Below are 23,879 nucleotides of genomic sequence, written 5' to 3'. Positions count from 1 at the left end.
CCCGAGAGACCGCCCGGGACGCGGGTGCCCGGGGGTCCCCAAGAGCAGGGGTGTCCCGTCTCGTGAAGAACCACAGACGGGGCACCCCGCACCATGTCAGTCGGGTTCGGTCAGGCCCGGACGGTCACGCGAACGCCCAGGCGAACACGTGCAGCGAGCCCGAGCCCGACTTCGGCGTGTTCAGCGTGACGCTCTTGACCTGTTTGCCCGGGTCCAGCGCGATCGGCGTCGCGCCGAACACGTAGATGTTGATGTCCTGGTTCCCTCCGTCGGAGCTGTTGCGGTACGGCGTCTTGGCGACGATCTCGTTGCCGAACCTCGGTGGGTAGGCGTCGGCGCCGAGCGCCCAGTCGCTGAACTCCAGCGCGGCCGAGGCCGTCGACCCGTCCGTATAGGTGATCGTGACGGTGGATGACGCGTCACCGTTGCCGGCCGCGCCGAGGAAGGCCAGCTTCGACGCCCCCGCCGGGGCGCTCGGCAGGTCGACGACCTGGCCGCTCGCCTGGACGTTGTCGAGCTGACCGGGCTTACGGCCCGGCCAGGTGAAGGTGAGGCCGTTCCACGTGACCGGCTCTCCGGCCTTCAGCCCCTGCGCCGCGAGCGCCTGCGCGGAGTAGCTCCAGCCGCCTCCGTCGAAGTTGGCCTGCCCGGACTCGCCGTCGTCGGAGATGCCGGCGTTGTTCTGGTACCACTCGATCGTGCCGCGCCGGGCGACGTTGATCGTCATGCCGCTCGCCCCGACCGACCGGCCCGAGGCGGTCAGCTCGAACGGCACCGAGTAGTAGTCGAGTTTCGTGCCGGCCGCCACCGAGACGGTCACCTTCTGGTCCGCGCGCCCGGCGTCGCCGACCGTGAGGGTGCCCGAGGCGGGTGTCACGGTGATCCCCGCGGGCGGCTTGGCCGCCCAGGTCACGGTGTCGCCCTTGCCGACCGCCTGCACGCGCAGCGTCGCCTCGGCCGAGCCCCCGGGCTCCAGCGAGGTCATTCCCGGCGAGACCGCGGACAGGAACGGCTTCGCGCCGGTGCCGAAGGACGGCGGGGCGTCCTTCGGATCGCTGCCGAAGGTGGTGTTCGGCTGCGCGCCCATGGCGAAGTCGAGGCGTCCGCCGGAGGCGACGAACGACTCCGGCAGCCAGGCCCGTGAGGTCGTCTTTCCGCCGACCTTGAGCGACTGGACGTAGTGGTTCGCGTCCGAGGCGCCCGGCGCGTTGATGGTGATCTTCTGGCCGCTGGAGCGGTGGACGGTGATCCTGGGGAACTCCGGGCTGTTCAGCACGAGCTCGGCGCGGCCCGGGATGGCCGGGTACAGGCCGAGGCCGGCGAAGACCCGCCAGGCCGACATCGTGCCGAGGTCGTCGTTGCCGACCAGGCCGTTCGGGCCGGACTTGAACAGCGACGTGCGGGCCCGCGCGACGACGTCCTGGGTCTTGTACGGCTGCCCGGCCCAGGCGTACAGCCACGGCGTCTGGAGCGACGGCTCGTTGCCGAGGTAGGCGTACGGCTTCTGCGACCCGGCGTTCAGCTCGGTGAAGAAGGTGTCGAGCCGCTTGGCCGCCTGGTCGCGCCCGCCCATCGCGCCGAACAGGCCGGCGACGTCGGAGTAGGTCATCCAGTGGTACTGGGAGCCGTTGCCCTCGACGTACCAGCCGGGGTCGGCCGGGTCGAACGGCGACAGGAACGAGCCGTCGGCGAAGCGGGGCTGGATCCAGTCGTTCATCGGGTTGTAGATCGTCTCCCAGGCGTGCGAGCGCTTCATGAACGCCTGGTAGGTGCCCTTGTCGCCGAGCCGCTGGGCGAGCTGGGCGATGCCGAAGTCGGCGAGGCCGTACTCCAGCGTGGTCGCCGGGTCGCCCGGCACGTAGCCGAGCTTGAGGTAGTCGGCGTTCCCGGGCCGTTCGGTGTAGCCGGTGGCCTTGTCCTCCCCGACCCGGTTCGCGCCCTTCACCATGGCGGCCAGCGCACCGTTCGCGTCGAAGTCGCGCGCCCCGAAGGCGTACATGGTCGCGACGATCGAGTGGTACGGGTCGCCGTTCATGACACCGGTGATGGTGTTCTGGTGCGACCAGCGGTCCCAGACGTCGCCGACCGAGTGCGCGTCGTTGTACATGGACTGGGCGATGTCGGAGCCGACGTCCGGCGCGAGGAGGGCGATGAGCTGCGCCTCGCTGCGGTAGATGTCCCAGCCGGAGAAGGTCGCGTACTGGTGGTGGCCCTTCCCGACCCGGTGGATCCGGTGGTCGAACCCGGTGTAGCCGCCGTCGACGTCGTCGAAGACGTACGGCTGGAGCATCGCGTGGTAGAGCGCGGTGTAGAAGACCTTCAGCGGGTCGGCCGCGCCGCCCTCGACCTGGATCTGGCCGAGGCGCTTGTCCCATGCCCGGTGCGCGGCGGCCTTGATGGTGTCGAAGCCCTTGTTCCCGACCTCGGCCCTGAGGTTCTTCGCGGCGCCGTCGACGCTGACGTACGACAGGCCGGTCCGCATCTGCACCGGTCTGTTCTTACTCGTGTCGAACTGCAGGTAGACGCCGGACCCGGGGCCCTTGACGTTGACGTCCTGCGCGGCGAGCCTCTTCGTGGCCTGCGGCAGCGGCCTGCCCTCGGGGCCGTTGTGGATGCGGCCGACGATCTTCTGGGTCTGCTGCGGCACCTTCGCCGGAGAGCGTCCGCGCACGTCCGCCCGTCCCGGCTCGACCGAGTCGTCCTTCCACGTGCCGTAGGCGGTGAAGGGCTGGTCGAAGGTGGCGGTGAAGTAGACGTAGTAACGGGTGTCCGCGTTGCAGAAGCCGCCGGTCTTGGCCCAGCCCGACACGGTGTTGCCCTTGATCGTGGCCTCGGCGTCATCCACCCCGTTGATCGACCCGGTCACGTTGAGCAGCAGCGTGCCGACCTTGTCGGTGGGAAAGGTGAACCGGGCCACGCCCGCGCGCTGCGTCGCGGTCAGCTCGGTCCTGATCCCGGTGTCGGTCGTCATCGCGTACGACCCCGGCGAGGCCTGCTCGTTCGCGTGCTGAAAGGTCTGGACGTAGTCCGAGCCGTGCGTGGCGGGCGAGTTCTTGATCGGTCCGGAGAACGGGATCACCGGGAAGTCCTGGGCTCCCGTACAGCCCGGCCCGGAGATGTGGGTCATGCTGAAGCCGCGGAGCCGGTCGTCCTCGTACTTGTAGCCGCCGCCGGAGGTGCGGACGGTGTCGGGGCTCCACTGCATCATGCCGAACGGCACGACCGCACCGGGGAAGTCCATCCCCGCGCCGCCACCGTGGCCGAAGTCGGGGCCGCCGTCCTGGGTGCCCACGAACGGATTGACGTAGGAGGCGGGGTCGGGTGGGGCCGCGTACGCCGGCAGCGCCGGCAGGGCCAGGGCGGAGAGCGCCAGGCAGAGAACCCCTGCCAGGCGGATGCGGGTACGTCTGAGCACTTGCTGCTCCCCTGGGGGTGGAGAACGAAGAGCTGCGCCGGCGGGGACCACCGCAGTCATGGGCGATGACAACGTTGTCGGCCCGGATTGTCAACGTCCCTGACCCTCCAGGTCAAGAGCCGGTACCGGCCACGCGAGGCCGTGGCGTACATCTGGGCCGCACGGCCCGGTGAGCACGGCGGCCGGCCGCGGAATGCCGCGTCAGCGTGGCGCGTCCGGCGGCGTCCGCTCCGGCACCGCGCGCGCCAGCAGACCGGTGACGGTGCCGTGTTCCTCGTCGGTGAGCGCGCCGAGCAGCTCGCGTTCGGCCTGGCGCACCAGACGCCGGCCGCGCCGCTGCGCGGCCGTCCCGGACTCGGTGACCACGATGAGGTAGGCGCGCCGGTCGGCCGGGTCACGGTTCCGTTCGATCAGACCGGCGTCCTGCAGGCCGTCGACGACGGTGACGATGGTCGTGCGGTCGATGCCGAGCCGCAGCCCGAGCCGCTGCTGGGTCATGGACCCTTCGAACCCCCTGGAGATCCTCCATGTTGTGCGTGCAGGCGGCCCGCTTCGGCGGGCCGGACGTGCTGGTCACCGTCGAAGCGCCCGACCTGGCCCCGGGGCCGGGCCAGGTGCTGGTCGAGGTCATCGTCGCCGACACTCTTCATCTCGACACGGTGATCCGGCGGGGCGCGTTTCCCTTCCCGATCGTCACCCCTCCGTACGTCCCCGGCGGCGGCGTGGCCGGTACGGTCGTGGCGGCCGGGCCCGGGGTGGACCGGGGCCTGCTCGGCCGCCGCGTCGTCGCCCGGACGGGAGCCGGAGAGCGGGGAGCCGAGACCGGGACCGTGGCCCGGCGCGCCCAGCACGACACTCACTCGGGCGGCTACGCCGAGCGTGCGGTCATACCGGCCGGCGCTCTGGTCCCCGTGCCGGCGGGCGTGCCACTGCCCGATGCCGCGGCTCTCGTCAACGACGGAATGACGGCGATGCTCGTGTTCGAGGCGGCCGGGGTACGGCCGGGCCAGTGGGTGCTGGTCACTCCGGCCGGAGGGGGTCTGGGCAACCTCCTGGTGCAGCTGGCGCACGCCGCCGGAGCGCGGGTCGTCGGGGCGGCACGCGGCTCGCGCAAGCTGACGCGCGCCCGGGACGCCGGCGCCGACGCCGTCATCGACTACGAGCGGGACGACTGGCACGAGCAGGTCCGTACGCTCACGGAGGCCGCGGCCCGGACGTCGTTCTCGACGGCGTCGGCGGGCGGATCGGCCGCGCCTCGCTGGAGCTGACCGCCCGGGGCGGGCGATTCATCGGTTACGGCGGTCCCAGCGGCGACTTCACCCGAGCCGACCCCGACGACGCCGGCCGGCGCGGCATCCACGCGACCTCCCTGTTCGACCTGCGGATGGCCGCCGGAGACGAGGAGCGCCTGGCCGGCCTCGCGCTGGCCGCGGCCGACGCGGGCCGAATCACGCCCCTCATCGGCCAGACCCTCCCGCTCGGCCAGGCGGCCGAGGCGCACGCGCTGATCGAGTCGCGCGAGGCGATCGGCAAGACACTGCTGCTGACGTGACGGCGCGCGTCAGGCGGGGCCGTACGGGCCCTGCGGGCCGTACGGTCCCTGGGGGCGGAACGGGCCGGGCGGCGGCGGGCCGAAGGACGGGCCCGGCCGCAGGAAGCCCGACTGGTCCGGCCCGGCCCACGGCGGCATCAGCGGACGCGTCCGGCGCACCTGGAAGGCCTGCCGTGCCACGTGCATGAGGTTCATCAGGTCGAGCCGCCGCCGGTAGAACCAGGCGGGCTCGGCCACCCCGCGCTCGGCGCGCTGGTGTAGCAGCGCGAGCTCGGTCGCGGCGAGCTGGTAGTCGCCCATGGCGCGCGCCGCCGCGGTGCCGCCGGCCATGCGGGCCCACTGCCGGGCCCTGCGCCGGAGCGCGATGCTGCCGAGCATCTGGACGTCCTGCGGCGTCACGAGGCCCGTGCCGGCGTACATCGGCAGGTGCAGGCGGATCAGCCGTACGGTCTGCCGCCGCTCGCGGACCACGATGACGATCAGGCCCAGGATGATGCAGAAGTCGATGCCGTACGCGACGGTGAGGCCCTTGAGGCCGAAGGCGGTGGAGAAGTTCCAGGCGCCGTGCAGCAGCATCGCCCCGCACAGCCCGGCGACGGGTGCGGCGACCCGCGCGGCGCCGCGGTGCAGCGCCGCGTACGCCACGCCGAGCCCGGTCATCGAGGTGAACAGCGGGTGCCCGAACGGCGAGATCACGCCGCGCATGATGAAGACGGCCTCGATGTTGTGCTGGTTGATCGCCCGCATGTAGTAGCCGATGTTCTCCATCATCGCGAAGCCGAGGGCGACCATGGCCGCGTAGATGATGCCGTCGGTCAGGCCGTCGAGCTCGTTCCGGCGGAACCACAGGAACCCGAACAGCACCGCGCCCTTGAGTGACTCTTCCACCAGCGGCGCGCCGATCGAGGCGGTGACCAGCTCACCGCGCTCGCCGAAGACCGGCTTGGTCAGCAGCTCGTAGCCCGCGGTGTTGAGGATCAGCGCGCCCAGCACCGCCACGCCCGCGCCCCACATGAACGCGAACAGCAGCGCGCGCCAGGGCTCGGGCTCCAGCCGGTCGAGCATGAGGACGAGCGCCACCAGGAGCGGCACCGGCAGGATCGCCAGGACGAGCCCGATGACGAACGGCGCGCCGTTGAGGGCGTCCAGGCCCAGCACGACGAGCGCGCAGAGCGTCGAGACGATGAGTCCGACGATCAGGCCGACCGGTGCCCGTCCGGGCATGCGGCCTTCGAGGACCGCCTTGGGATCAACGCGCGCCATGCCGCGACATTAATCCTCAGTGGAGCAACGGGTCGATCGCGACGGCCAGGAACAGCAGCGCCAAGTAGGCGTTGGACAGGTGAAAGTAACGCATCGGCTTGAGCACCGCGCCGGTGATGCCCCGGCGGACCCGCCCGAGGAGACGGTAGGCCTCCAGGAGCGACACCGCGCCGAGCACGACGGCCACGACCGGGTAGAAGATCGTCGTGTGCGCCACCGGCCACAGCGCCAGCGAGCATGCCACGGTGACCCAGGTGTAGACGATGACCTCGATGGCCACACGGCGCTCGGTGGCCACCACCGGCAGCATCGGGACGTTCGCGGCGGCGTAGTCGTCGCGGTAGCGCATCGCGAGCGTCCACGTGTGCGGCGGCGTCCAGAAGAACACCACGAGGAACAGCACGAGCGGCGTCCACGCGAGGCGCCCGGTCAGCGCCGACCAGCCGATCATGACCGGCATGCAGCCGGCGATGCCGCCCCACACGACGTTCTGGGTGGTGCGGCGCTTGAGCAGCAGCGAGTAGACGAAGACGTAGAAGCAGATCGCGAACACCGACATGCCGGCGGCCAGCCAGTTGAGGGCCAGCCCGAGGAACAGCGTCGAGGCGACGGCCAGCGCGACGCCGAACACCAGCGTCTCGCGCGGTGTGACCTGCACCATGGGCAGCGGCCTGCGGCGCGTGCGGCGCATCTTGGCGTCGATGTCGCGGTCGATGTAGCAGTTGAGCGCGTTGGCGCTGCCCGCCGACAGCATGCCGCCCGCCAGCGTGGCGATCACCGGCCACAGCGGCGGCAGACCGCCGGCCGCGAGGAACATGACCGGCAGCGTCGTGATCAGCAGGAGTTCGATGATCCGCGGTTTCGTGAGCGCCACGTAGGCGCGGACGAGCGCGCCGAGCGGGCGGCGGCCGGGACCCACGGGCGCGGGCGTCCGCACGGGACGGTTGATGACCACCGTCACGGGACGTCCACGGGCGTGTTCTCGACATGAAGGGGCACTATGACGAATCCTCGAATCTTTACCGCCGCTTTGCTGGGTACCCGGGCCTTATCACTCAACCGGCCACGGCCGCGACATCACTGTAGTCCCGGGGGTGGCCCACCCCGTCATCGGGGTGGGCGGACACGCGTACGCCGATGATTCGCGGCCGGGATCCAGGGAAGTGCCGTACGCGACACGACGTTAAACGACACATAGGCTCCCGCGCCCGGCAAAAGTCCTGCGGGCGATAGGCTCGCCGAGGGCCCGAGGAGTGGCCTGATCAAGGTGCTCCCCGGATCGAGGCGCGCTTTTCCGCCCGCGGGGGGCGGGCCACGGGGGCATTGCATGTAGCCGAGAGGAGCCTGGAGCGTCTCGTGAGTACGGATTCCGACAACACCTTCACCTGGACCGAGCTGGACCGTCGGGCCGTGGACACGGTCCGCGCGCTCGCCATGGACGCCGTCGAGGAGGCCGGCTCCGGCCACCCCGGGACCGCGATGAGCCTGGCGCCGGCCGCCTACCTGCTGTTCCAGCGGGTGATGCGCCACGACCCGACCGACCCGGACTGGGCCGGCCGCGACCGGTTCGTGCTGTCCGCGGGGCACAGCAGCCTGACGCTCTACATCCAGCTGTACCTGTCCGGCTACGGGCTCACCCTCGATGATCTCAAGGGTCTGCGCAAGTGGGGCAGCCTGACCCCGGGTCACCCGGAGCACGGCCACACCATCGGCGTCGAGACCACGACGGGCCCGCTGGGCCAGGGCCTGGGCAACGCCGTGGGCATGGCGATGGCGGCGCGTCGCGAGCGCGGCCTGTTCGACCCGGAGCCGTCGTTCGGCGACAGCCCGTTCGACCACTACATCTACTCGATCGCCTCCGACGGCGACATCGAAGAGGGCATCAGCCACGAGGTCAGCTCCCTGGCCGGTCACCAGAAGCTCGGCAACCTCATCGTCATCTACGACGACAACCAGATCTCGATCGAGGACGACACGCAGATCGCCAAGTCCGAGGACGTCGCCGCGCGCTACGAGGCGTACGGCTGGCACGTCCAGAAGGTCGACTGGACCTCCGAGGACGGCTACCGGGAGGACCCCGAGGCCCTCTACCGCGCGCTGCAGGCCGCCAAGGCCGAGCTCGGCCGCCCGTCGCTGATCTCGCTGCGCACCATCATCGGCTGGCCCGCGCCCAACCTGCAGAACACCGGCAAGGCCCACGGCGCCGCCCTCGGCGCCGAGGAGGTCGCCGCGACCAAGCGGGTGCTCGGCCAGAACCCGGACAAGACCTTCGACGTGCCCGAGGACGCCCTTGAGCACGCCCGCGAGGTGGTCCAGCGCGGCCGCGAGGCGCACGCCGAGTGGAACAAGGCCTATGAGGCCTGGCGTGCGGGCAATCCCGAGCGCGCGTCGGAGTACGACCGCATCAGCGTCCGCCGGCTGCCGGACGGCTGGACCGCCAAGCTGCCGGAGTTCGAGGCGGACAAGGCCGTCGCGACCCGTGCCGCCTCCGGCGAGATCCTCGCCGCGATCGGCCCGGTGCTGCCGGAGCTGTGGGGCGGCTCGGCCGACCTGGCGGGCAGCAACAACACGACGATGAAGGGCGAGCCGTCCTTCATCCCGGAGGAGTACCAGACCAAGGACTACCCCGGAAACCGCTACGGCCGCACGCTGCACTTCGGCATCCGTGAGCACGGCATGGGCGCGATCATGAACGGCATCGCCCTGCACAACGGCACCCGCCCGTACGGCGGCACGTTCCTGGTCTTCAGCGACTACATGCGCCCGTCCGTGCGGCTGGCCGCGCTGATGAAGCTGCCCGTCACCTACGTGTGGACGCACGACTCGATCGGCCTCGGCGAGGACGGCCCGACCCACCAGCCGGTCGAGCACCTGTGGGCCCTGCGCGCGATCCCCGGCCTCGACATCGTCCGGCCGGCGGACGCCAACGAGACGGCCGTCGCCTGGCGGACCATCCTCGAGAACCCGCACCGCCCCGCGGGCCTGGCGCTCACGCGGCAGAAGGTTCCGACGTTCGACCGCTCGCGGTTCGGCTCGGCCGAGGGCGCCGCCAAGGGCGCGTACGTCCTGGCCGACGCCTCGAACGGGCAGCCGGACGTCATCTTGATCGCCACCGGCAGCGAGGTGCAGATCGCGGTGGAGGCCCGTGAGGTCCTCGAGGGCGAGGGCACGCCGACGCGGGTCGTCTCCATGCCGTCGGTGGAGTGGTTCGAGGCGCAGGACGAGGCCTACAAGCAGCAGGTGCTGCCTCCCGCGGTGCGCGCGCGCGTGTCCGTGGAGGCCGGCGTGGCCCTCGGGTGGCGCACCTACGTCGGCGACGCCGGCGAGAGCGTGAGCTTGGAGCACTTCGGCGCGTCGGCCGACTACAAGACGTTGTTCCAGCAGTTCGGCTTCACGGCCGACCGGGTCGTGGCCGCGGCGCGCGCCAGCCTCACGAAGGTGAACGCGGCCGGCCAGGGTTCGACGACCGGGAACTGAGGAGAGAGATGAGTGACATTCTGAAGGCGCTCTCCGACGAGGGCGTGTCCATCTGGCTCGACGACATCAGCCGCGAGCGTCTGCAGAGCGGCAATCTCGCCCAGCTGATCAAGGAGAAGTACGTCGTCGGCGTGACGTCCAACCCGACGATCTTCGCCAAGGCGCTCAGCAAGGGCTCGGCCTATGACGAGCAGGTCCGTGAGCTGGCGGTCCGCGGTGTCGGTGTCGAGGAGGCCGTCCGGGCCATCACGACGTACGACATCCGGTGGGCGGCCGACGTCCTGCGGCCGGTCTACGACCGCAGCGACGGCGTCGACGGGCGCGTGTCCATCGAGGTCGACCCGCGCCTCGCGAACGAGACCGAGAAGACCGTCGCCGAGGCCAAGGCGCTGTGGTGGCTGGTCGACCGGCCGAACACCTTCATCAAGATCCCCGCGACGCTCGCCGGGCTGCCGGCGATCACCGACACGCTGGCGCAGGGCATCAGCGTGAACGTCACGCTGATCTTCTCGCTGGAGCGGTACGGCCAGGTCATCGACGCCTTCTTCGCGGGGCTGGAGAAGGCTCGGGCGAACGGCCACGACCTGTCCAAGATCGAGTCCGTGGCGTCGTTCTTCGTCAGCCGCGTCGACACCGAGATCGACAAGCGCCTGGACAAGCTCGGCGAGACCGAGCTGAAGGGCAAGGCCGGCATCGCCAACGCCCGCCTGGCGTACGCGCTGTTCGAGGAGAAGTTCGGCACCGACCGCTGGACGGCGCTCAAGGACGCGGGCGCACGCCCGCAGCGTCCTCTGTGGGCCTCGACCGGCGTGAAGAACCCCGACTACCCCGACACCATGTACGTCGACGAGCTCGTGGCGCCGCAGGAGGTCAACACGATGCCGGAGGCGACACTGGACGCGACCGCCGACCACGGCCGGATCTCCGGCAACACGATCCAGGGCCGGTACGACGAGGCCCGGCAGCACCTGGCCGCGCTCAAGGAGGCCGGGGTCGACTACGACGACGTCGTCCGCGTCCTCGAGGAGGAGGGCGTGGAGAAGTTCGCGGCCTCCTGGAAGGAGCTCCTCGACACGGTCAAGGGTGAACTGGAGGCCAAGGCAGGGTAAGTCTGGCCGGGAACGGGCAGTACCAGCCCGGGTACGGGGTGAACCGGGAGGCACTGTGAGCGAGAGAACCATCCGGCACGGCGTCTTCGTCACGGGGCCGGCGAAGGAGGCCTCGTGACGCTGCGCGTGACCGGTGGCGGCGTGTCGGTGACCGTCCGGGGCGACGCGGTCGGGGAGACCGACGGCGTCCTCGGGCGGCTGGCCGCCGACGGCGTTCCGGCCGCCCTCATGGGCGGCAACGCCAGCCTGTGGGGGCCCGAGGCCACGGAGAAGGCGGCCGGACGGCTCGGCTGGGTGCACGCGCCCGATCGCTCGCGCCGGCTGCTCCCCCGCCTCGACGAGCTCACCGAGCGCTTCGCCGGCCTGGATCACGTCGTCCTCGCCGGCACGGGCGGCGCCTGCCTGGCCGCCGAGGTGATCGCCCGCGCCCAGGGCCGCAGCCTGACCCTGCTCGACACGGTCGACCCGCACCAGATCCGGCGCGCGACCCGGGGTCCGCTCGACCGTACGCTGCTGGTCCTGTCCGGCGCGGAGACGGTCGAGACCGACGGGGTCCGGCGCGTATTCGAACGCGCGTTCCGCGACGCGGGCGTCGACCCGGCCGGACGCATCGTGGCCGTGGGGCCGCCGGGCTCACCCCTGGAGACCTCCGGCCACACGTTCGTCGCCGCCGACCCGGAGGTGGACGGCTGCTTCGGCGCGCTGAGCGCCTACGGCCTGGTGCCGGCGGCGCTGTGCGGGGCCGACGTACGCCGGCTGCTGGAGGAGGCCGAGGCCCTCATCCCCTCGCTGCTGCTCGCCTACGACAATCCCGGCCTGGTGCTGGGCGCGACGCTGGGGACCGCGACGGCGAACGGGCGGGACCGGCTGCTCATCGCCGATGACGGCTCGGGCCCGGCGGGCCTGGACCGCTGGGTCGAGCAACTGGTCGCCGAGTCGACCGGCAAGAACGGCAGGGGCGTCGTGCCGGTCGTCGTGGAGGGCCCGGCCGCGCCGGGCTTCGCCGCCACCCGTGGCGTGCGGCGGCTGGTGCTCGGCGAGCCCGCCGAGGGCGCCGACCTGGCCGTGTCCGGGCCGCTGGGTGCGCTGTTCCTGCTGTGGGAGTACGCCGCCGCGGTGGCCTGCCGGGTGATCGGCGTCAGCCCGTTCGACCGGCCGGCGGTCCACGAGTCCGAGGAGGCCCTGGCGGGCCTGCTGCGCGGCGCGGAGGACGGCACGCCCCCGGTCGTGATCGGGTGTGAGCCGGTCCTGGTGGACGGCGAGGTGGAGGTGCACGCCACCGGCGACATGCTGGAGGGCGCCAAGGACCTGCGCGACGTGCTCGACGCGTTCACCCACGCCGCCCCGTCCGGCGGTTACATCGCGGTGATGGCCTATCTCGACACGGCGGACGACACGGCCGGGCTACGACCGCCGTTCGCCCACCGGGCCGCCCACGACCGCGACGCCCAGGTGGCGTTCGGCCTGGCACCGCGGCTGCTGCACTCGACCGGCCAGGCGTACAAGGACGGGCCGCGTACGGGCCTGTTCCTGCAGATCACCGGGGCGGTCACCACCGACGTCGACGTACCGGGCCGGCCGTACTCCCTCGGCACGCTGCAGCTCGCTCAGGCCTTCGCCGATCTGCGGGCGCTGCGGTCACGAGAACACACGGTCGTGCGCCTGCACCTGCGGGACCGGGCGGCCGGGCTGGCGAGACTGGAGGCCGCGCTCAACGGTTGAAGCGAGCGCTGCGGGCTCATGCGACATGATCCAGTTTTCCCGGTGTTTACGCCACGTTCGGCCCCACAGACCCCCATCAACTGCAACGATCGGAGAGGACATGCCATGTCGGGTGATATGGCGTGTGCCGGAGAATGGAACAATGCGGAGGGCCGGCGCCCACGGCGGCGTACATTCCGCCGACGGGGGAAGATCGCGCACGACGTGATGGTTCGGGATAGTGGTCGTCGGCTCGCCGATGACCGGAGACACACGATCGCCGCGCGGCGAGGCCCGCGGCCAGAGCGCCTGGTCCGCCGGGCGCGTCACTGCCCAGGGAGGACGGGGATGTCGGGCATCAGTCGGCCCACCGGAACAGCAACGCAGGACGGAGATGGCAGATGACGCGGATCGAGAACATCCTCAACCCGCTCCGCGATCCCCGCGACAAGCGTCTGCCGCGCGTGGCCGGGCCATGTGTGCTCGTGCTGTTCGGGGTCACCGGGGACCTGGCGCGCAAGAAGCTGCTGCCGGCGATCTACGACCTGGCCAACCGCGGCCTGCTGCCGCCGGGTTTCGCCGTGGTCGGTTTCGCCCGCCGCGACTGGGAGCACCAGGACTTCCGCCAGCTCGCGCACGACGCGGTCAAGGAACACGCGCGGACGCCCTTCCGCGAGGAGGTCTGGAACCAGCTCAGCGAGGGCATCCACTTCGTGCCGGGCACCTTCGACGACGACGCGGCGTTCGAACAGCTGGCGACGGCGGTCAAGGAGCTGGACGCCAAGCGGGGCACGGGCGGCAACTACGCCTTCTACCTGTCGATCCCGCCGAAGTTCTTCCAGGACGTCGTCAAGCAGCTCCAGCGCAGCGGGCTGTCCAAGCCGTCGGAGGGCTCCTGGCGGCGTGTCGTCATCGAGAAGCCGTTCGGCCACGACCTGGCCAGCGCGCGTGAGCTCAACGAGATCCTGCACGAGGTCTTCCCCGAGGAGTCGATCTTCCGCATCGACCACTACCTCGGCAAGGAGACGGTCCAGAACATCCTGGCGCTGCGCTTCGCCAACACGCTCTACGAGCCGATCTGGAACCGCTCCTACGTCGACCACGTGCAGATCACAATGGCCGAGGACATCGGCATCGGCGGCCGGGCCGGCTACTTCGACGGCATCGGCGCCGCCCGCGACGTGATCCAGAACCACCTGCTCCAGCTCCTCGCGCTGACCGCGATGGAGGAGCCGGTCTCCTTCGAGGCCGAGTCCGTACGCGCGGAGAAGGCCAAGATCCTGTCCGCGGTGCGCCTGCCGGCCGACCTGGACGCCTACTCGGTACGCGGCCAGTACGCCGCGGGCTGGCAGGGCGGCGTGAAGGTGCCCGGCTTCCGCGAGGAGGAGGGCATCTCTCCGGGCTCGCGCACCGACACGTACGCCGCGATGCGTCTCGACATCGACACGCGCCGCTGGGCGGGCGTGCCGTTTTACCTGCGCACCGGCAAGCGCCTGGCCCGGCGCGCCACCGAGGTGGCGCTGATGTTCCAGCGCGCGCCGCACCTGCCGTTCGCGCAGACCGACACCGAGGAGCTGGGACAGAACGCCCTGGTCATCAGGGTCCAGCCGGACGAGGGCGTGACGCTGCGGTTCGGCTCGAAGGTGCCGGGCACCTCGATGGAGGTCCGCGACGTCAACATGGACTTCGACTACGGCGAGTCCTTCACCGAGTCCTCCCCCGAGGCGTACGAACGGCTGCTGCTGGACGTGCTGATCGGCGATCCGCCGCTGTTCCCCCGCCAGGAGGAGGTCGAGCTGTCGTGGCGGATCCTCGACCCGGTCGAGGAGTACTGGGACAAGCACGGCGCTCCGGAGTCCTACCCCTCGGGTAGCTGGGGGCCCAAGGCGGCGGACGAGATGATGGCCCGCGACGGCCGAGCGTGGAGGCGACTCTAAGGATGATCATCGATCTGGCGAACACCAGCACTCGCAAGATCCAGGACGCGCTGACCGCGACCCGCCACCGGATGGGCGGCCCGGCCACCGGCAAGGTGCTGACGTTGATCGTCGTGACCGACGAGGCGGCCCAGTACGACGCGATCCGCGCCGCGACGGAGGTGGCGCGTGAGCATCCCTGCCGCATCATCGGGGTGATCGCCCGCGGCCGGGAGGCCGAGTCCCGCGTCGACGCCGAGGTCCGCGTCGGTGAGAGCGGTCCGGGCGAGACCGTGCTGCTGCGGATGTACGGCCAGCTCGCCGAGCACGCCGACTCGGTCGTGCTGCCGCTGCTGGTGCCCGACACGCCCGTGGTCACCTGGTGGCCGGGCGAGGCGCCGGTCAAGCCGGGCGACGAGGCACTCGGCGCGCTCGCCCAGCGCCGCGTGACCGACTCGACGCGCGGCACCGACCCGCTCGGCACGCTCAAGCGACTGGCCGGCGGCTACCTGCCCGGCGACACCGACTTCGCGTGGGCACGCGTCACGCCGTGGCGTTCACTGCTCGCCGCGGCCCTCGACCAGCCGCACGATGACGTCACGGGGGCCCGCATCGAGGCCGACTCCGGCAGCCCGAGCGCGGCGCTGCTCGGCGGCTGGCTGTCGGTGCGCCTCGGCATCTCGGCGGAGATCTCCGAGTCGCGTGGGCCGGGCATCACGGCGGTGCGCCTCTCCACCAAGGACGGCGAGATCGCGATCACCCGCCCCGACGGCCGGGTCGCGACGCTCTCGCGGTCCGACCAGCCCGACCGTCAGGTCGCGCTGCACCGGCGCTCGACCTCCGAGCTGCTCGCCGAGGAACTGCGGCGTCTCGACCCCGACGAGGTCTACCACGAGGCGGTCCAGCGGTTCGCCAAGGGTCTGGAGGCGGCGTCCGCGCAGCCCGCTCCGGCGGCCCCCGCCGCCAAGAGCGCCGCGAAGCCGAAGGCGAAGAAGTCGTGACCGTGCCGTCCGTCATCGTCCATCGGGACCAGGACCTGCTCGCCAAGGCCGCCGCCGCGCGGCTGGTGACGCGGCTCGTGGACGTGCAGTCCGCGGGCGGCGGTGCCCACATCGTCCTCACCGGAGGCGGCGTGGGCACCGCCGTCCTGGCCGCGGTGGCCGCCGCTCCGGCCCGCGACGCCGTCGACTGGCGCAACCTGGACATCTGGTGGGGCGACGAGCGATACCTGCCCTCGGGGCACGAGGAGCGGAACGAGACCGGGGCGCGCGCGGCCCTGCTCGATCACGTCGACGTGGACGAGCGCCGCGTGCACCCGATGCCCGCCTCCGACTCGGGGCTCAGCCCAGAGGAGGCCGCCGAGCGGTACGCCGAGGAGCTGCGCAAGGCGGCGGGGCACGGCGAGGTGCCGTCCTTCGACGTCCTCATGCTCGGCCTGGGCCCCGACGCGCATGTGGCGTCGCTGTTCCCGGACCTGCCCGCGCTGCGGGAGAGCCGCGCGGTCGTGGCCGTTCACGGGGCGCCGAAGCCACCGCCCACCCGCCTGAGCCTGTCTCTCCCGGCACTCCGCACCGCCCAGGAGGTGTGGATCCTCGCCGCAGGCGAGTCGAAGGCCGATGCCGCGCGGCTGGCCCTCTCCGACGCCGACCCGGCGCACGTGCCGGCCGCCGGCGCCCGAGGCCGCGCCCGGACGCTGTTCGTGTTCGACCGGGCCGCCGCCGGGAAGCTGCGCTAGGGTCCGTTGTGAACGTGCTGGTCACAGCCATTCGTTGAGGGACTGCGACCGGCACGGTCGGCGCTTGGGGCGGTTGCCGCCTCGGGCGCTCGATCGGGATCAGTGGCGAGTTTCGATCTTCAGTTCACCCGCGGTCACATTGCGGATGTGGTCACTGGCGAGCATGTCGTGCGGGAAGCCGAGTTCGATCGCGCTGGCCTCGTCGAGGCGGGCCAGTTGCGCGGCGGTGAAGTCGACCTCCAGGGCACCCAGATTCTCCTCCAGCTGCGCGGGGGTGCGGGCGCCGATGATCGGTGCCGTCACGCCCGGGTTCCGCAGGGTCCAGGCCAGCCCGACCTGGGCGGGTGTGCGGTCCAGCTCCGTGGCGACCTCCTTCACGACATCGGCGATGGCCAGATTGCGTTCGGTGACCGTGCCCAGCGCGAGGTTGAAGCTCTTGCGGTTGCTGTCGCCGGACACGACGTTCGTCGCGGCCAGGTCATCGCGGCTGTACTTGCCGGTGAGCACCCCGCCGGCCAACGGTGAGTACGGGACCACGCCCAGCCCCATCTCGCGTGCCATGGGGATCAGGTCACGTTCCCCGGTGCGCTCGATCAGGTTGTACTCGATCTGCAGGGCGACCAGCGGCGACCAGCCGCGCAGGTCGGCGATCGCCTGCATGCGCGACACCTGCCAGGCCGGGGCGTTGCAGATCGCCACGTACAGGAGCTTGCCCTGCCGGACCAGATCGTCCATGCCGCGCAGGATCTCCTCGACCGGTGTCGTGAAATCCCAGACGTGCAGATAGAGCAGATCGATGTAGTCCGTATTGAGCTGTCGCAGACTCGCTTCCACCGAGGCGAACAGGCTCTTGCGGTGGCCGCCCCCGGAGTTCGGGTCGCCGGGCCGGCGCAGCGTCGTGTATTTCGTGGCCAGTACCAGGCTCTCGCGCTCGCGGCGGGCGAATTCGCCCAGCAGGCGCTCGGAGCTGCCATTCGTGTAGGTGTTGGCGGTGTCGATGAAGTTTCCGCCTCGCTCGACGTAGGCGTCGAACAGCTTGCGTGCCTCGTCCTGCCCGGCGCCCCAGCCCCAATCGGTGCCGAAGGTCGCCGCGCCCAGCGCCAGCGGCGAGACTCGCAGCCCGGAGCGGCCCAGCAGCCGGTAGGTGTCGAGGGTGAGCGACATCGTGTCCTCCTGTGCCCGTGATCCGTTGTCGAGAACAAGACTGTGACCGCCACGAGCCGGGGGTAAGGGAAGGAAATTCCTGGGAACACCAGTCCTACCCCGGCTGTTGAGACGCGTGATGACCCACGTCGTGGACACAACACAGGAGCTGGCCGCGTTTCTGCGGACCCGGCGCGAACGGCTCGACCCGCGCGAGCTCGGTCTGCCATCACGTCGGCAGGCCCGGCGGACCCCGGGACTGCGCCGCGAAGAGGTCGCCGAACTGGCCGGGGTCAGCACCGACTACATCGTGCGGCTCGAACAGGGGCGCGGGCTGCGGCCCTCAGCGGACGTCGTCGAGGCGCTGGCCCGGGCGCTGCGCCTGGCCCCCGTCGAACGCGCCTACCTCTTCAACCTGGCCCAGCAGCGCCCCCGCAACGCCGACGAGCCCGCCACCACCGCAGCGCCGGCGCTGGCCCGGCTGGTCGCCGACCTGTCGCCGCTGCCCGCCATGCTGATGAACCACCGCTACGACATCCTGGCCTGGAACCACGAGATGACGAGGCTGCTACTGGATTTCGACAGCCTGCCTCCGTCGCGGCGCAATGCGATGTGGCTGTGCCTGATGCATCCGGAGATACGCGATTTCTACGTCGACCGGGAACGCGTCGTGCGGGAGGGGATCGCCCACCTGCGCACCGCGTGGGCCGCACATCCGGAGGATCGCGCGTTGACCGACCTCATCGCCGAATTCATCACTCGTGACGGGGAATTCGCGCGGCTGTGGGCCGAGCGGGACATCAAGGTCAACGGCCGCGGGCACAAGGTGATGCGGCATCCTGACGTCGGTGAGATCGCGGTACGGTTCGAAGTGCTTGCGCCGCTTCAAGATCCGGATCAGCGCATGGTGATCTTCCGCGCCGCGGACGACGAGAGCCGGTCGGCATTGGACCGGTTGTGCGCACGGTAACGCAGCCGTCCATCCGGCGGATCGTGGTCGGTCCACGGCTCCCACAGGGCACTTTCGCGACCGACCCTAGCGGCGCAGGAGCGTGATCATGCGCCAGGCGTCCGGGGAGTCCAGCGACACCCCGGCGTCGAAGTCGCCGTACTGGGCCGCGACGGTGAGGCCGCCCGCGAGGCGGATGGCGGCCTGGAGCTCGGTCGCGGTCCAGAAGCGGTAGGGCACGACGCCCTGGATCACCTCACCGCCGTCGATCGCGATGGTCACCCGGTCATTGACGACCTGGGTGATCGGATCCAGCTCGTCGCCGGGCTCGCCCCAGCGAATGTGCGCGCTCACGCCGTCCTTGCCGACCGTCCAGGCGTTGGACACGCGCGGGGTCTCACTGAGCCGGTCGGCCGGGTGGCTCATCTCGATGACCGCCAGCCCGTCGTCGGCCAGGTGCTCGCGGACGTGGGACAGGTACGCCACGAAGGCGTCCAGCGTCATGAGGTGCGCGGTCGAGTCGAGCATGGTGACGACCAGGTCGAACCGGCGGCCGAGCCGGAACCCGGTCATGTCGGCCTCCACCACCTCCAGCGGCAGGCCCTCTCCCCGCGAGCGCGCGTACGCGCACATCGCCGGGCTCAGGTCCAGGGCGGTGGCCGTGACGCCCCGGCGGGCGAACTCCCGCGCGTGCTCGGCCGGGCCCGCGGCCAGCTCCAGCACCGTACGCACCGGACCCGCCCACGCGAGCAGGGCGTCCACCTCGGCACCGACGTCACGGAAGGAACACGCCAGCTCGTACGCCTGGGGATGGTCGTAGATCACGCCTCAATCGTCCCAGAATTGACCGGCCGGGCCGTAACCGGCAGGCTCGGGCGGTGATGAAGCACCGGCCAGGACTCACGGCGGCGCTCGCCGACGTCTCGCGGATCGGTCCGTTCTTCGCCCTCGACACCGACCCCGGCGTCGCCGGGCATCCGCTCTGGCGGCCGTTCACCGAGCTGGCGGGGCGCGCCCTGCCGGACCAGATCGCCGCCGCACGCGCGCGGCTGGGCACCGGCGAGGAGCGCGTGGCGGCCTCGCTGCTGTTCCAGGGGATCGCGGGGCGGCTGTGGTCGCCGGTGCTGGCGACGGCGGTGGAGCACGGCGTGGTCCCCGACCTGGACCCGGCCGGCACGTACTGGCGCGCGGCCTCGCCGGGCCCGGTGCTGCTGGCGGCGCCCGAGGTGGCCGGGCTCACCGCGGACGCCTCCGCCGTGCACCGGGTCGTGATCGACCGCCACCTGGGCCCGCTGGTGGCCGCGCTCCGCGCCGTGACCCCGGTCGCGGAGGGCCTGCTGTGGGGCAACGCCGCGTCGGCGCTGGCGGGAGCGCTCACCGTGCTGACCGGCGCGCGTCCGGGGAGTTCGGCACCGGGCACCGGGCTCGTACGGGAACTGCTGGAGACACCGCCGCTGCGCGGCACGGGCGACCTCGGGCCGCGGGGCTTCCGGCGGCGGAGCTGCTGCCTGTACTACCGCGTCCCCGGCGGTGGCCTGTGCGGCGACTGCGCCCTGCTGAAGTCGTGACCTCGTCGTGCCACTTCGGCCGTGATCACGGGCGATGGCCGGCGATCGCCTGGATGAGTCCGTACTCCCGCGCCTGCTCGGCGGTGAACATGCGGCCCTCCCGCGCGTCGTCGCGGATCTCGTCCACCTCACGGCCGGTGACCTCGGCGAGCCGGATGTAGTACGCGTCGACCTTCCGCCGGTACTCCTTCTCGTGGATCGCGACGTCGGAGGCCGCGCCGCCGGTCTCGGTGCCCGGCTCGGTCAGCAGAAGGGTCGCGTGCGGCGTCATCTCGCGGCTGCGTCCGGCGGCCAGGATCAGCAGGGCGGGCCCGCCCGCCTGGCCGATCACCACGACGTTCACCGGGCAGGACAGGACGCCCATCGTGTCGGCCACCGCGAACGCGGCCTCGAGGTCGGCGTCCGGGGCGCGCAGGTGCAGGGCGATCGGCCCGTCGCCACTGCCGTCGAGCATGATCAACCGCGCGGACAGGTCGGTCGCGAGGTCGCCGTCGATCCGGCCGTTCGCCAGCACGATGCGCCGGTCGAACAGCAGGTCGGCGGCGCTCGGCCCGCTCTGCGGACCCCGCTGGGGCAGGTCGAGGGGATCGCGCCGGGGCTCCGGTCGCGACGGCTCCCAGGGGAACTCGGGCGGAAACGACGGCACTGTCATGGTGACCATCCCTCTCATCCGGCCGGAAGGTTCCGTCCTCGACGATAGTCCGGCCTCCGCCTCCCCCGTCGCCGCGCCGTACGCGGATCGGCCGTGCCGCGCCACGATACGGTGCTGTCCGTGATCGACGAGCCGCGCCTTCCCTCCCTGCATCCGGACGATCTGAGCGACGAGCAGCGCGACGTCTACCAGGCGATCGTCGGCGGCCCCCGGCCGGCGAACGTATTCTCGTTCCTCGACGAGGAGGGGCGGCTGCTCGGCCCGTTCAACGCCATGCTCTACAGCCCGGCCGTCGGCGACCCGCTCCAGGAGCTGGGCGCCGCGCTGCGGTTCCGTACGAGCTTCACCAAGCGCGAACGGGAGATCGCGACGCTCGTCGTCGCGGCACGGCTCCGGTCGGACTACGAGTGGTACGCACACGAGCGCATCGGCCGCCGGGCGGGACTGACCGAGGACGAGCTGACCGCCCTGCGGACCGGCGCGGACCCGGTCCTGGCCGACGCGCGGGAGCGGATCGTCCACGAGACGGCCCGCGCGCTCGCCGCCGACGGCGACCTGTCCGCACCGATGTTCGCCGAGGCGACGGCGTCGCTGGGCCGGGCCGCCGTGGTGGAGCTCGTCACGCTCGTCGGCTACTACTCCGCACTCGCCTTGCAGCTGCGCGTGTTCCGCGTCGGCGTCCCCGACGGCGAGGCGCCGCCCTCGTGGGACCCCGGCCCGGCCTCCTAACCCGCCGCGGCGGTTCTCCCTTCGCCCCTGACGGGAACCCGGCCGCTCGCCGGCGTCGCGAAGACCACGCTGTACCGCAGGTGGCCGACCAAGGACCACCTGATCGTCGCGCTGGTGACACGGCTGCAGGACGAGGTACCGGTGGAGTACACCGGTGACGTACGCGCGGATCTCACCCGCTACCTCAACGAGATCGTGAACGGTCTCCACCGCGCACGTGCGGCCGGGCGGCCCGCCGGGTCCGGCGCCGCCTCGGCCGGGCTCGTCGCGGAGATCGCCGCCGCGGCGGCCCGTCACGCCGACATCGGCGCAGCGGTCCAGGCGATGTTCGCCCGCCGCAACGCTCTCGTCCTGCGCCTGCTCGAACGGGCACGGGGCAGCGGCGAGTTGAAGCCCGAGGCCGATCCCGTCGTGATCTTCGACCAGCTCGCAGGTGCCCTCTACTACCGGCTGCCGGTCACCGGCCAGCCCATGGATGCCGAATACGTCGATCGTCTCGTCGCCTCCGCCCTCGGCGGCGCGGCCCCGTGACCTCGACCATCCATGACGACCCCCACGAAAGAAGGCCAGGCATGACCATCACCACGCGCAGCGAGGAGCCCGGGACACTTCGCCGCGTCCACCTGACGGGACGCGGTCGGAAGCACGCCACCCGCGAGGGCCGGCCCCGCCGGCGCCGGGCACTCGTCACGCTCGCCGCGCCGACCGCGCTCCTTGCCGGGTACGCGGTGTGGGCCAACGTCCACACGGTCACGCTCACGGCGTCCGTGGACATCGAGGCGGCGCCCGATCAGGTCTGGAGCGTGCTGACGGACCTGCCCGCCTATCCCGAATGGAACCCGTTCATCACGTCCGCGACGGTGACCTCCGGGGACGGCCGCCTGCGGAAGGGGGCGCGACTGCGCAGCATCCTGCACGACCGCACCGGTGACTCGGTCTTCGCCCCCCGCGTGCTGACCATGGACCGCGACCGCGAACTGCGCCGGCTCGGCATGGTCGGGTTCCGCGGCATCGCCGATGGCGAGCACCGGTTCACACTGCGCCCGCTCGGCCCCCGCCTCGTACGCCTCACCCAGAGCGAAAACTTCACCGGCGTGGCCGTCCCCTTCATCGGCGGCAAGCTCGACTCCGACACACTGCCGCAGTTCCATGCCATGAATGACGCCCTGAAACGGCGGGTTGAGAAACGGTGACACGGAGACCGCGCGCGGTTTTACCTGGTCTTGGGGCATGTGAGAACGATGGGCGCGGGCGGGGAGGACCTGCCGTTCCCGCCCGCGCCGGCGTCGCCGTGTCAGCGGGCGGGCGCCCATCCCGGCATCGGGAATCCGTTCAGCAGGTCCTGGACCTCGCCCGCGATCTTCTCGAGCGCGGGTCCGTCCTCCGCCGCCGTGACCGCGCGGTCGATCCACTCGGCGACGGAGGCCATGTGCTCCTCGGTGAGGCCACGGGTGGTGATCGCCGCCGTGCCGAGGCGGATGCCCGACGGGCTCCACGGCTTGCGCGGGTCGAAGGGCACCGTGTTGAAGTTGAGCTCGATGCCGGCGAGGTCGAGCGCCTTGGCCGCCGGCTTGCCGGCGATGTTCTTGGCGGTCAGGTCGATGAGGATCAGGTGGTTGTCGGTGCCGCCGGAGACGAGGTCGAAGCCGCGGGCCGTCAGCGCGGCCGCGAGGGCCTTGGCGTTCGCGACGACCTGCTGGGCGTAGGTGCGGAACTCCGGCCGGGCGGCCTCGCCCAGCGCCACGGCGATCGCCGCGGTCGTGTGGTTGTGCGGGCCGCCCTGCAGCCCGGGGAAGATCGCCTTGTCGATCGCGGTGGCGTGCTCCTCGGTCGTCATGATCATCGCGCCGCGCGGGCCGCGCAGGGTCTTGTGGGTCGTCGTGGTGATCACGTCGGCGTGGCCGGCCGGCGACGGGTGCGCTCCCCCGGCGACCAGTCCCGCGATGTGCGCGATGTCGGCGACGAGAACGGCTCCGGTCTCCCGGGCGATCTCGGCGAACGCGGGGAAGTCGATCGTGCGCGGGATCGCCGTGCCGCCGCAGAAGATGACCTTCGGGCGTTCCTTGCGCGCGAGGTCGCGTACCTCGTCCATGTCGACCCGCCCGGTGGTGCGGCCGACCCCGTAGTGCACGGGACGCAGCCACTTGCCGGAGATCGACACCGGCGACCCGTGGGTCAGGTGACCGCCGTGGGCGAGCTCCAGCGACAGGAAGGTGTCGCCGGGCTCCATGAACGCCAGGTGCACCGCGAGGTTGGCGGGCGAGCCGGAGTACGGCTGGACGTTGGCGTGCGGGACGCCGAACAGCGCACGGGCGCGCTCCTGGGCCAGCTCCTCGACCGGGTCGATGACCTGCTGGCCCTCGTAGTAGCGCTTGCCCGGGTAGCCCTCGGAGTACTTGTTGGTCAGGACCGAGCCGGTGGCCTCCAGCACGGCGGGCGAGACGTAGTTCTCCGACGCGATCAGCCGGATCTTGTCGTGCTGGCGCGTGGCCTCGGCCTCGATGAGCTCGGCGACGGCGGGATCGGCGTCGGTGAGATGGGACAGACGTGGCTGGTGCATGAAGCCTCCTTGCGGCTCCAGACACCCAGGCGCGCGGTGCCGGACTGCTTCGCTCCCCGGTGGTGAACTCCACCTCGACGCGCCAGTCGCGAGGCCACCCATGGTAGCCG

21 protein-coding genes and 1 riboswitch are annotated in these 23,879 nt (G+C 71.5%); of the genes, 13 read left to right on the top strand and 8 right to left on the bottom strand.

Going from position 1 to position 23,879, the window contains the following annotated elements:
- Positions 1-124 precede the first annotated feature (124 nt).
- Positions 125-3,415: a GH92 family glycosyl hydrolase gene (locus tag OG417_RS27455; protein ID WP_329262031.1), complete on the bottom strand. Its 3,291-nt coding sequence runs from the start codon at positions 3,413-3,415 to the stop codon at positions 125-127.
- 201 nt (positions 3,416-3,616) lie between these two features.
- Positions 3,617-3,937, bottom strand: a complete 321-nt coding sequence (locus tag OG417_RS27450) for a MarR family winged helix-turn-helix transcriptional regulator (protein ID WP_329262633.1) — start codon at positions 3,935-3,937, stop codon at positions 3,617-3,619.
- A 5-nt stretch (positions 3,938-3,942) separates the two neighbouring features.
- Here OG417_RS27450 and OG417_RS27445 point away from each other — a divergent pair, with 5 nt between their 5' ends.
- A complete protein-coding gene (locus tag OG417_RS27445; RefSeq protein ID WP_329262028.1) occupies positions 3,943-4,683 on the top strand; it encodes a zinc-binding dehydrogenase in 741 nt (246 codons plus the stop codon).
- Positions 4,587-4,967: a zinc-binding dehydrogenase gene (locus OG417_RS27440; RefSeq protein ID WP_329262627.1), complete on the top strand. Its 381-nt coding sequence runs from the start codon at positions 4,587-4,589 to the stop codon at positions 4,965-4,967. The genes OG417_RS27445 and OG417_RS27440 overlap by 97 nt, the downstream gene beginning before the upstream one ends.
- Before the next feature lie 9 nt (positions 4,968-4,976).
- Here OG417_RS27440 and OG417_RS27435 read toward each other — a convergent pair whose 3' ends face one another.
- Together OG417_RS27435 and OG417_RS27430 are read right to left on the bottom strand one after the other, a co-directional pair.
- Positions 4,977-6,230, bottom strand: coding sequence for a PrsW family intramembrane metalloprotease (locus OG417_RS27435; RefSeq protein ID WP_329262025.1), 1,254 nt, complete (start codon positions 6,228-6,230; stop codon positions 4,977-4,979).
- A gap of 16 nt (positions 6,231-6,246) precedes the next feature.
- A complete protein-coding gene (locus tag OG417_RS27430) occupies positions 6,247-7,191 on the bottom strand; it encodes a heme o synthase (protein WP_425551060.1) in 945 nt (314 codons plus the stop codon).
- A gap of 395 nt (positions 7,192-7,586) precedes the next feature.
- On the opposite strand from OG417_RS27430, the gene tkt reads away from it, so the two are divergent.
- The 6 genes from tkt (at position 7,587) to pgl (ending at position 16,168) form a co-directional block, all read left to right on the top strand.
- On the top strand, positions 7,587-9,707 hold the full coding sequence (gene tkt, locus OG417_RS27425; protein ID WP_329262023.1) for a transketolase: 2,121 nt from the start codon (positions 7,587-7,589) through the stop codon (positions 9,705-9,707).
- Positions 9,708-9,715: 8 nt separating this feature from the next.
- A complete protein-coding gene (gene tal / locus OG417_RS27420; RefSeq protein WP_329262019.1) occupies positions 9,716-10,816 on the top strand; it encodes a transaldolase in 1,101 nt (366 codons plus the stop codon).
- 114 nt (positions 10,817-10,930) lie between these two features.
- On the top strand, positions 10,931-12,538 hold the full coding sequence (locus OG417_RS27415; RefSeq protein WP_329262016.1) for a glucose-6-phosphate isomerase: 1,608 nt from the start codon (positions 10,931-10,933) through the stop codon (positions 12,536-12,538).
- Positions 12,539-12,918: 380 nt separating this feature from the next.
- Positions 12,919-14,454: a glucose-6-phosphate dehydrogenase gene (gene zwf / locus OG417_RS27410; RefSeq protein WP_329262013.1), complete on the top strand. Its 1,536-nt coding sequence runs from the start codon at positions 12,919-12,921 to the stop codon at positions 14,452-14,454.
- Between the two features lie 2 nt (positions 14,455-14,456).
- A complete protein-coding gene (locus OG417_RS27405) occupies positions 14,457-15,434 on the top strand; it encodes a glucose-6-phosphate dehydrogenase assembly protein OpcA (protein WP_329262011.1) in 978 nt (325 codons plus the stop codon).
- Positions 15,431-16,168 (top strand): 6-phosphogluconolactonase, encoded by a 738-nt coding sequence (gene pgl, locus OG417_RS27400; RefSeq protein WP_329262008.1) that lies wholly within the window; start codon positions 15,431-15,433, stop codon positions 16,166-16,168. Before OG417_RS27405 ends, pgl begins: the two co-directional genes overlap by 4 nt.
- A 99-nt stretch (positions 16,169-16,267) precedes the next feature.
- Here the strand turns inward: pgl and OG417_RS27395 are convergent, their stop codons facing one another.
- Positions 16,268-17,332, bottom strand: coding sequence for an aldo/keto reductase (locus OG417_RS27395; RefSeq protein ID WP_329262004.1), 1,065 nt, complete (start codon positions 17,330-17,332; stop codon positions 16,268-16,270).
- Between the two features lie 118 nt (positions 17,333-17,450).
- Between OG417_RS27395 and OG417_RS27390 the strand changes: the two genes are divergently transcribed.
- Positions 17,451-18,281, top strand: coding sequence for a helix-turn-helix transcriptional regulator (locus OG417_RS27390; protein ID WP_329262001.1), 831 nt, complete (start codon positions 17,451-17,453; stop codon positions 18,279-18,281).
- Positions 18,282-18,347: 66 nt separating this feature from the next.
- Here the strand turns inward: OG417_RS27390 and OG417_RS27385 are convergent, their stop codons facing one another.
- A complete protein-coding gene (locus tag OG417_RS27385) occupies positions 18,348-19,085 on the bottom strand; it encodes a class I SAM-dependent methyltransferase (RefSeq protein ID WP_329261999.1) in 738 nt (245 codons plus the stop codon).
- A 56-nt stretch (positions 19,086-19,141) separates the two neighbouring features.
- Between OG417_RS27385 and OG417_RS27380 the strand changes: the two genes are divergently transcribed.
- Complete coding sequence (locus OG417_RS27380; RefSeq protein WP_329262614.1) at positions 19,142-19,828, top strand: (2Fe-2S)-binding protein; 687 nt, start codon at positions 19,142-19,144, stop codon at positions 19,826-19,828.
- A 25-nt stretch (positions 19,829-19,853) separates the two neighbouring features.
- Here OG417_RS27380 and OG417_RS27375 read toward each other — a convergent pair whose 3' ends face one another.
- Positions 19,854-20,480, bottom strand: coding sequence for an ATP-dependent Clp protease proteolytic subunit (locus tag OG417_RS27375; protein ID WP_329261996.1), 627 nt, complete (start codon positions 20,478-20,480; stop codon positions 19,854-19,856).
- A gap of 93 nt (positions 20,481-20,573) precedes the next feature.
- Here OG417_RS27375 and OG417_RS27370 point away from each other — a divergent pair, with 93 nt between their 5' ends.
- The 3 genes from OG417_RS27370 (at position 20,574) to OG417_RS27360 (ending at position 22,402) form a co-directional block, all read left to right on the top strand.
- Positions 20,574-21,209, top strand: coding sequence for a carboxymuconolactone decarboxylase family protein (locus tag OG417_RS27370; RefSeq protein ID WP_329261993.1), 636 nt, complete (start codon positions 20,574-20,576; stop codon positions 21,207-21,209).
- A gap of 114 nt (positions 21,210-21,323) precedes the next feature.
- Positions 21,324-21,740 (top strand): TetR-like C-terminal domain-containing protein, encoded by a 417-nt coding sequence (locus tag OG417_RS27365; protein ID WP_329261991.1) that lies wholly within the window; start codon positions 21,324-21,326, stop codon positions 21,738-21,740.
- Between the two features lie 41 nt (positions 21,741-21,781).
- Entirely contained in the window at positions 21,782-22,402 is a 621-nt protein-coding gene (locus tag OG417_RS27360) for an SRPBCC domain-containing protein (RefSeq protein ID WP_329261988.1), read from the top strand.
- 101 nt (positions 22,403-22,503) lie between these two features.
- Here OG417_RS27360 and glyA read toward each other — a convergent pair whose 3' ends face one another.
- The gene (gene glyA, locus OG417_RS27355) at positions 22,504-23,769 is read right to left on the bottom strand and encodes a serine hydroxymethyltransferase (protein WP_329261984.1); all 1,266 of its coding nucleotides are present in this window, start codon (positions 23,767-23,769) and stop codon (positions 22,504-22,506) included.
- Between the two features lie 16 nt (positions 23,770-23,785).
- Positions 23,786-23,869, bottom strand: a riboswitch (ZMP/ZTP riboswitch).
- Positions 23,870-23,879: the final 10 nt, after the last annotated feature.

Source organism: Actinoallomurus sp. NBC_01490 (assembly GCF_036227085.1).
GTDB lineage: Bacteria > Actinomycetota > Actinomycetes > Streptosporangiales > Streptosporangiaceae > Actinoallomurus > Actinoallomurus oryzae.
Note: the sequence above shows the minus strand (reverse complement) of the source record. Positions and strands in the feature narration are given on the sequence as shown.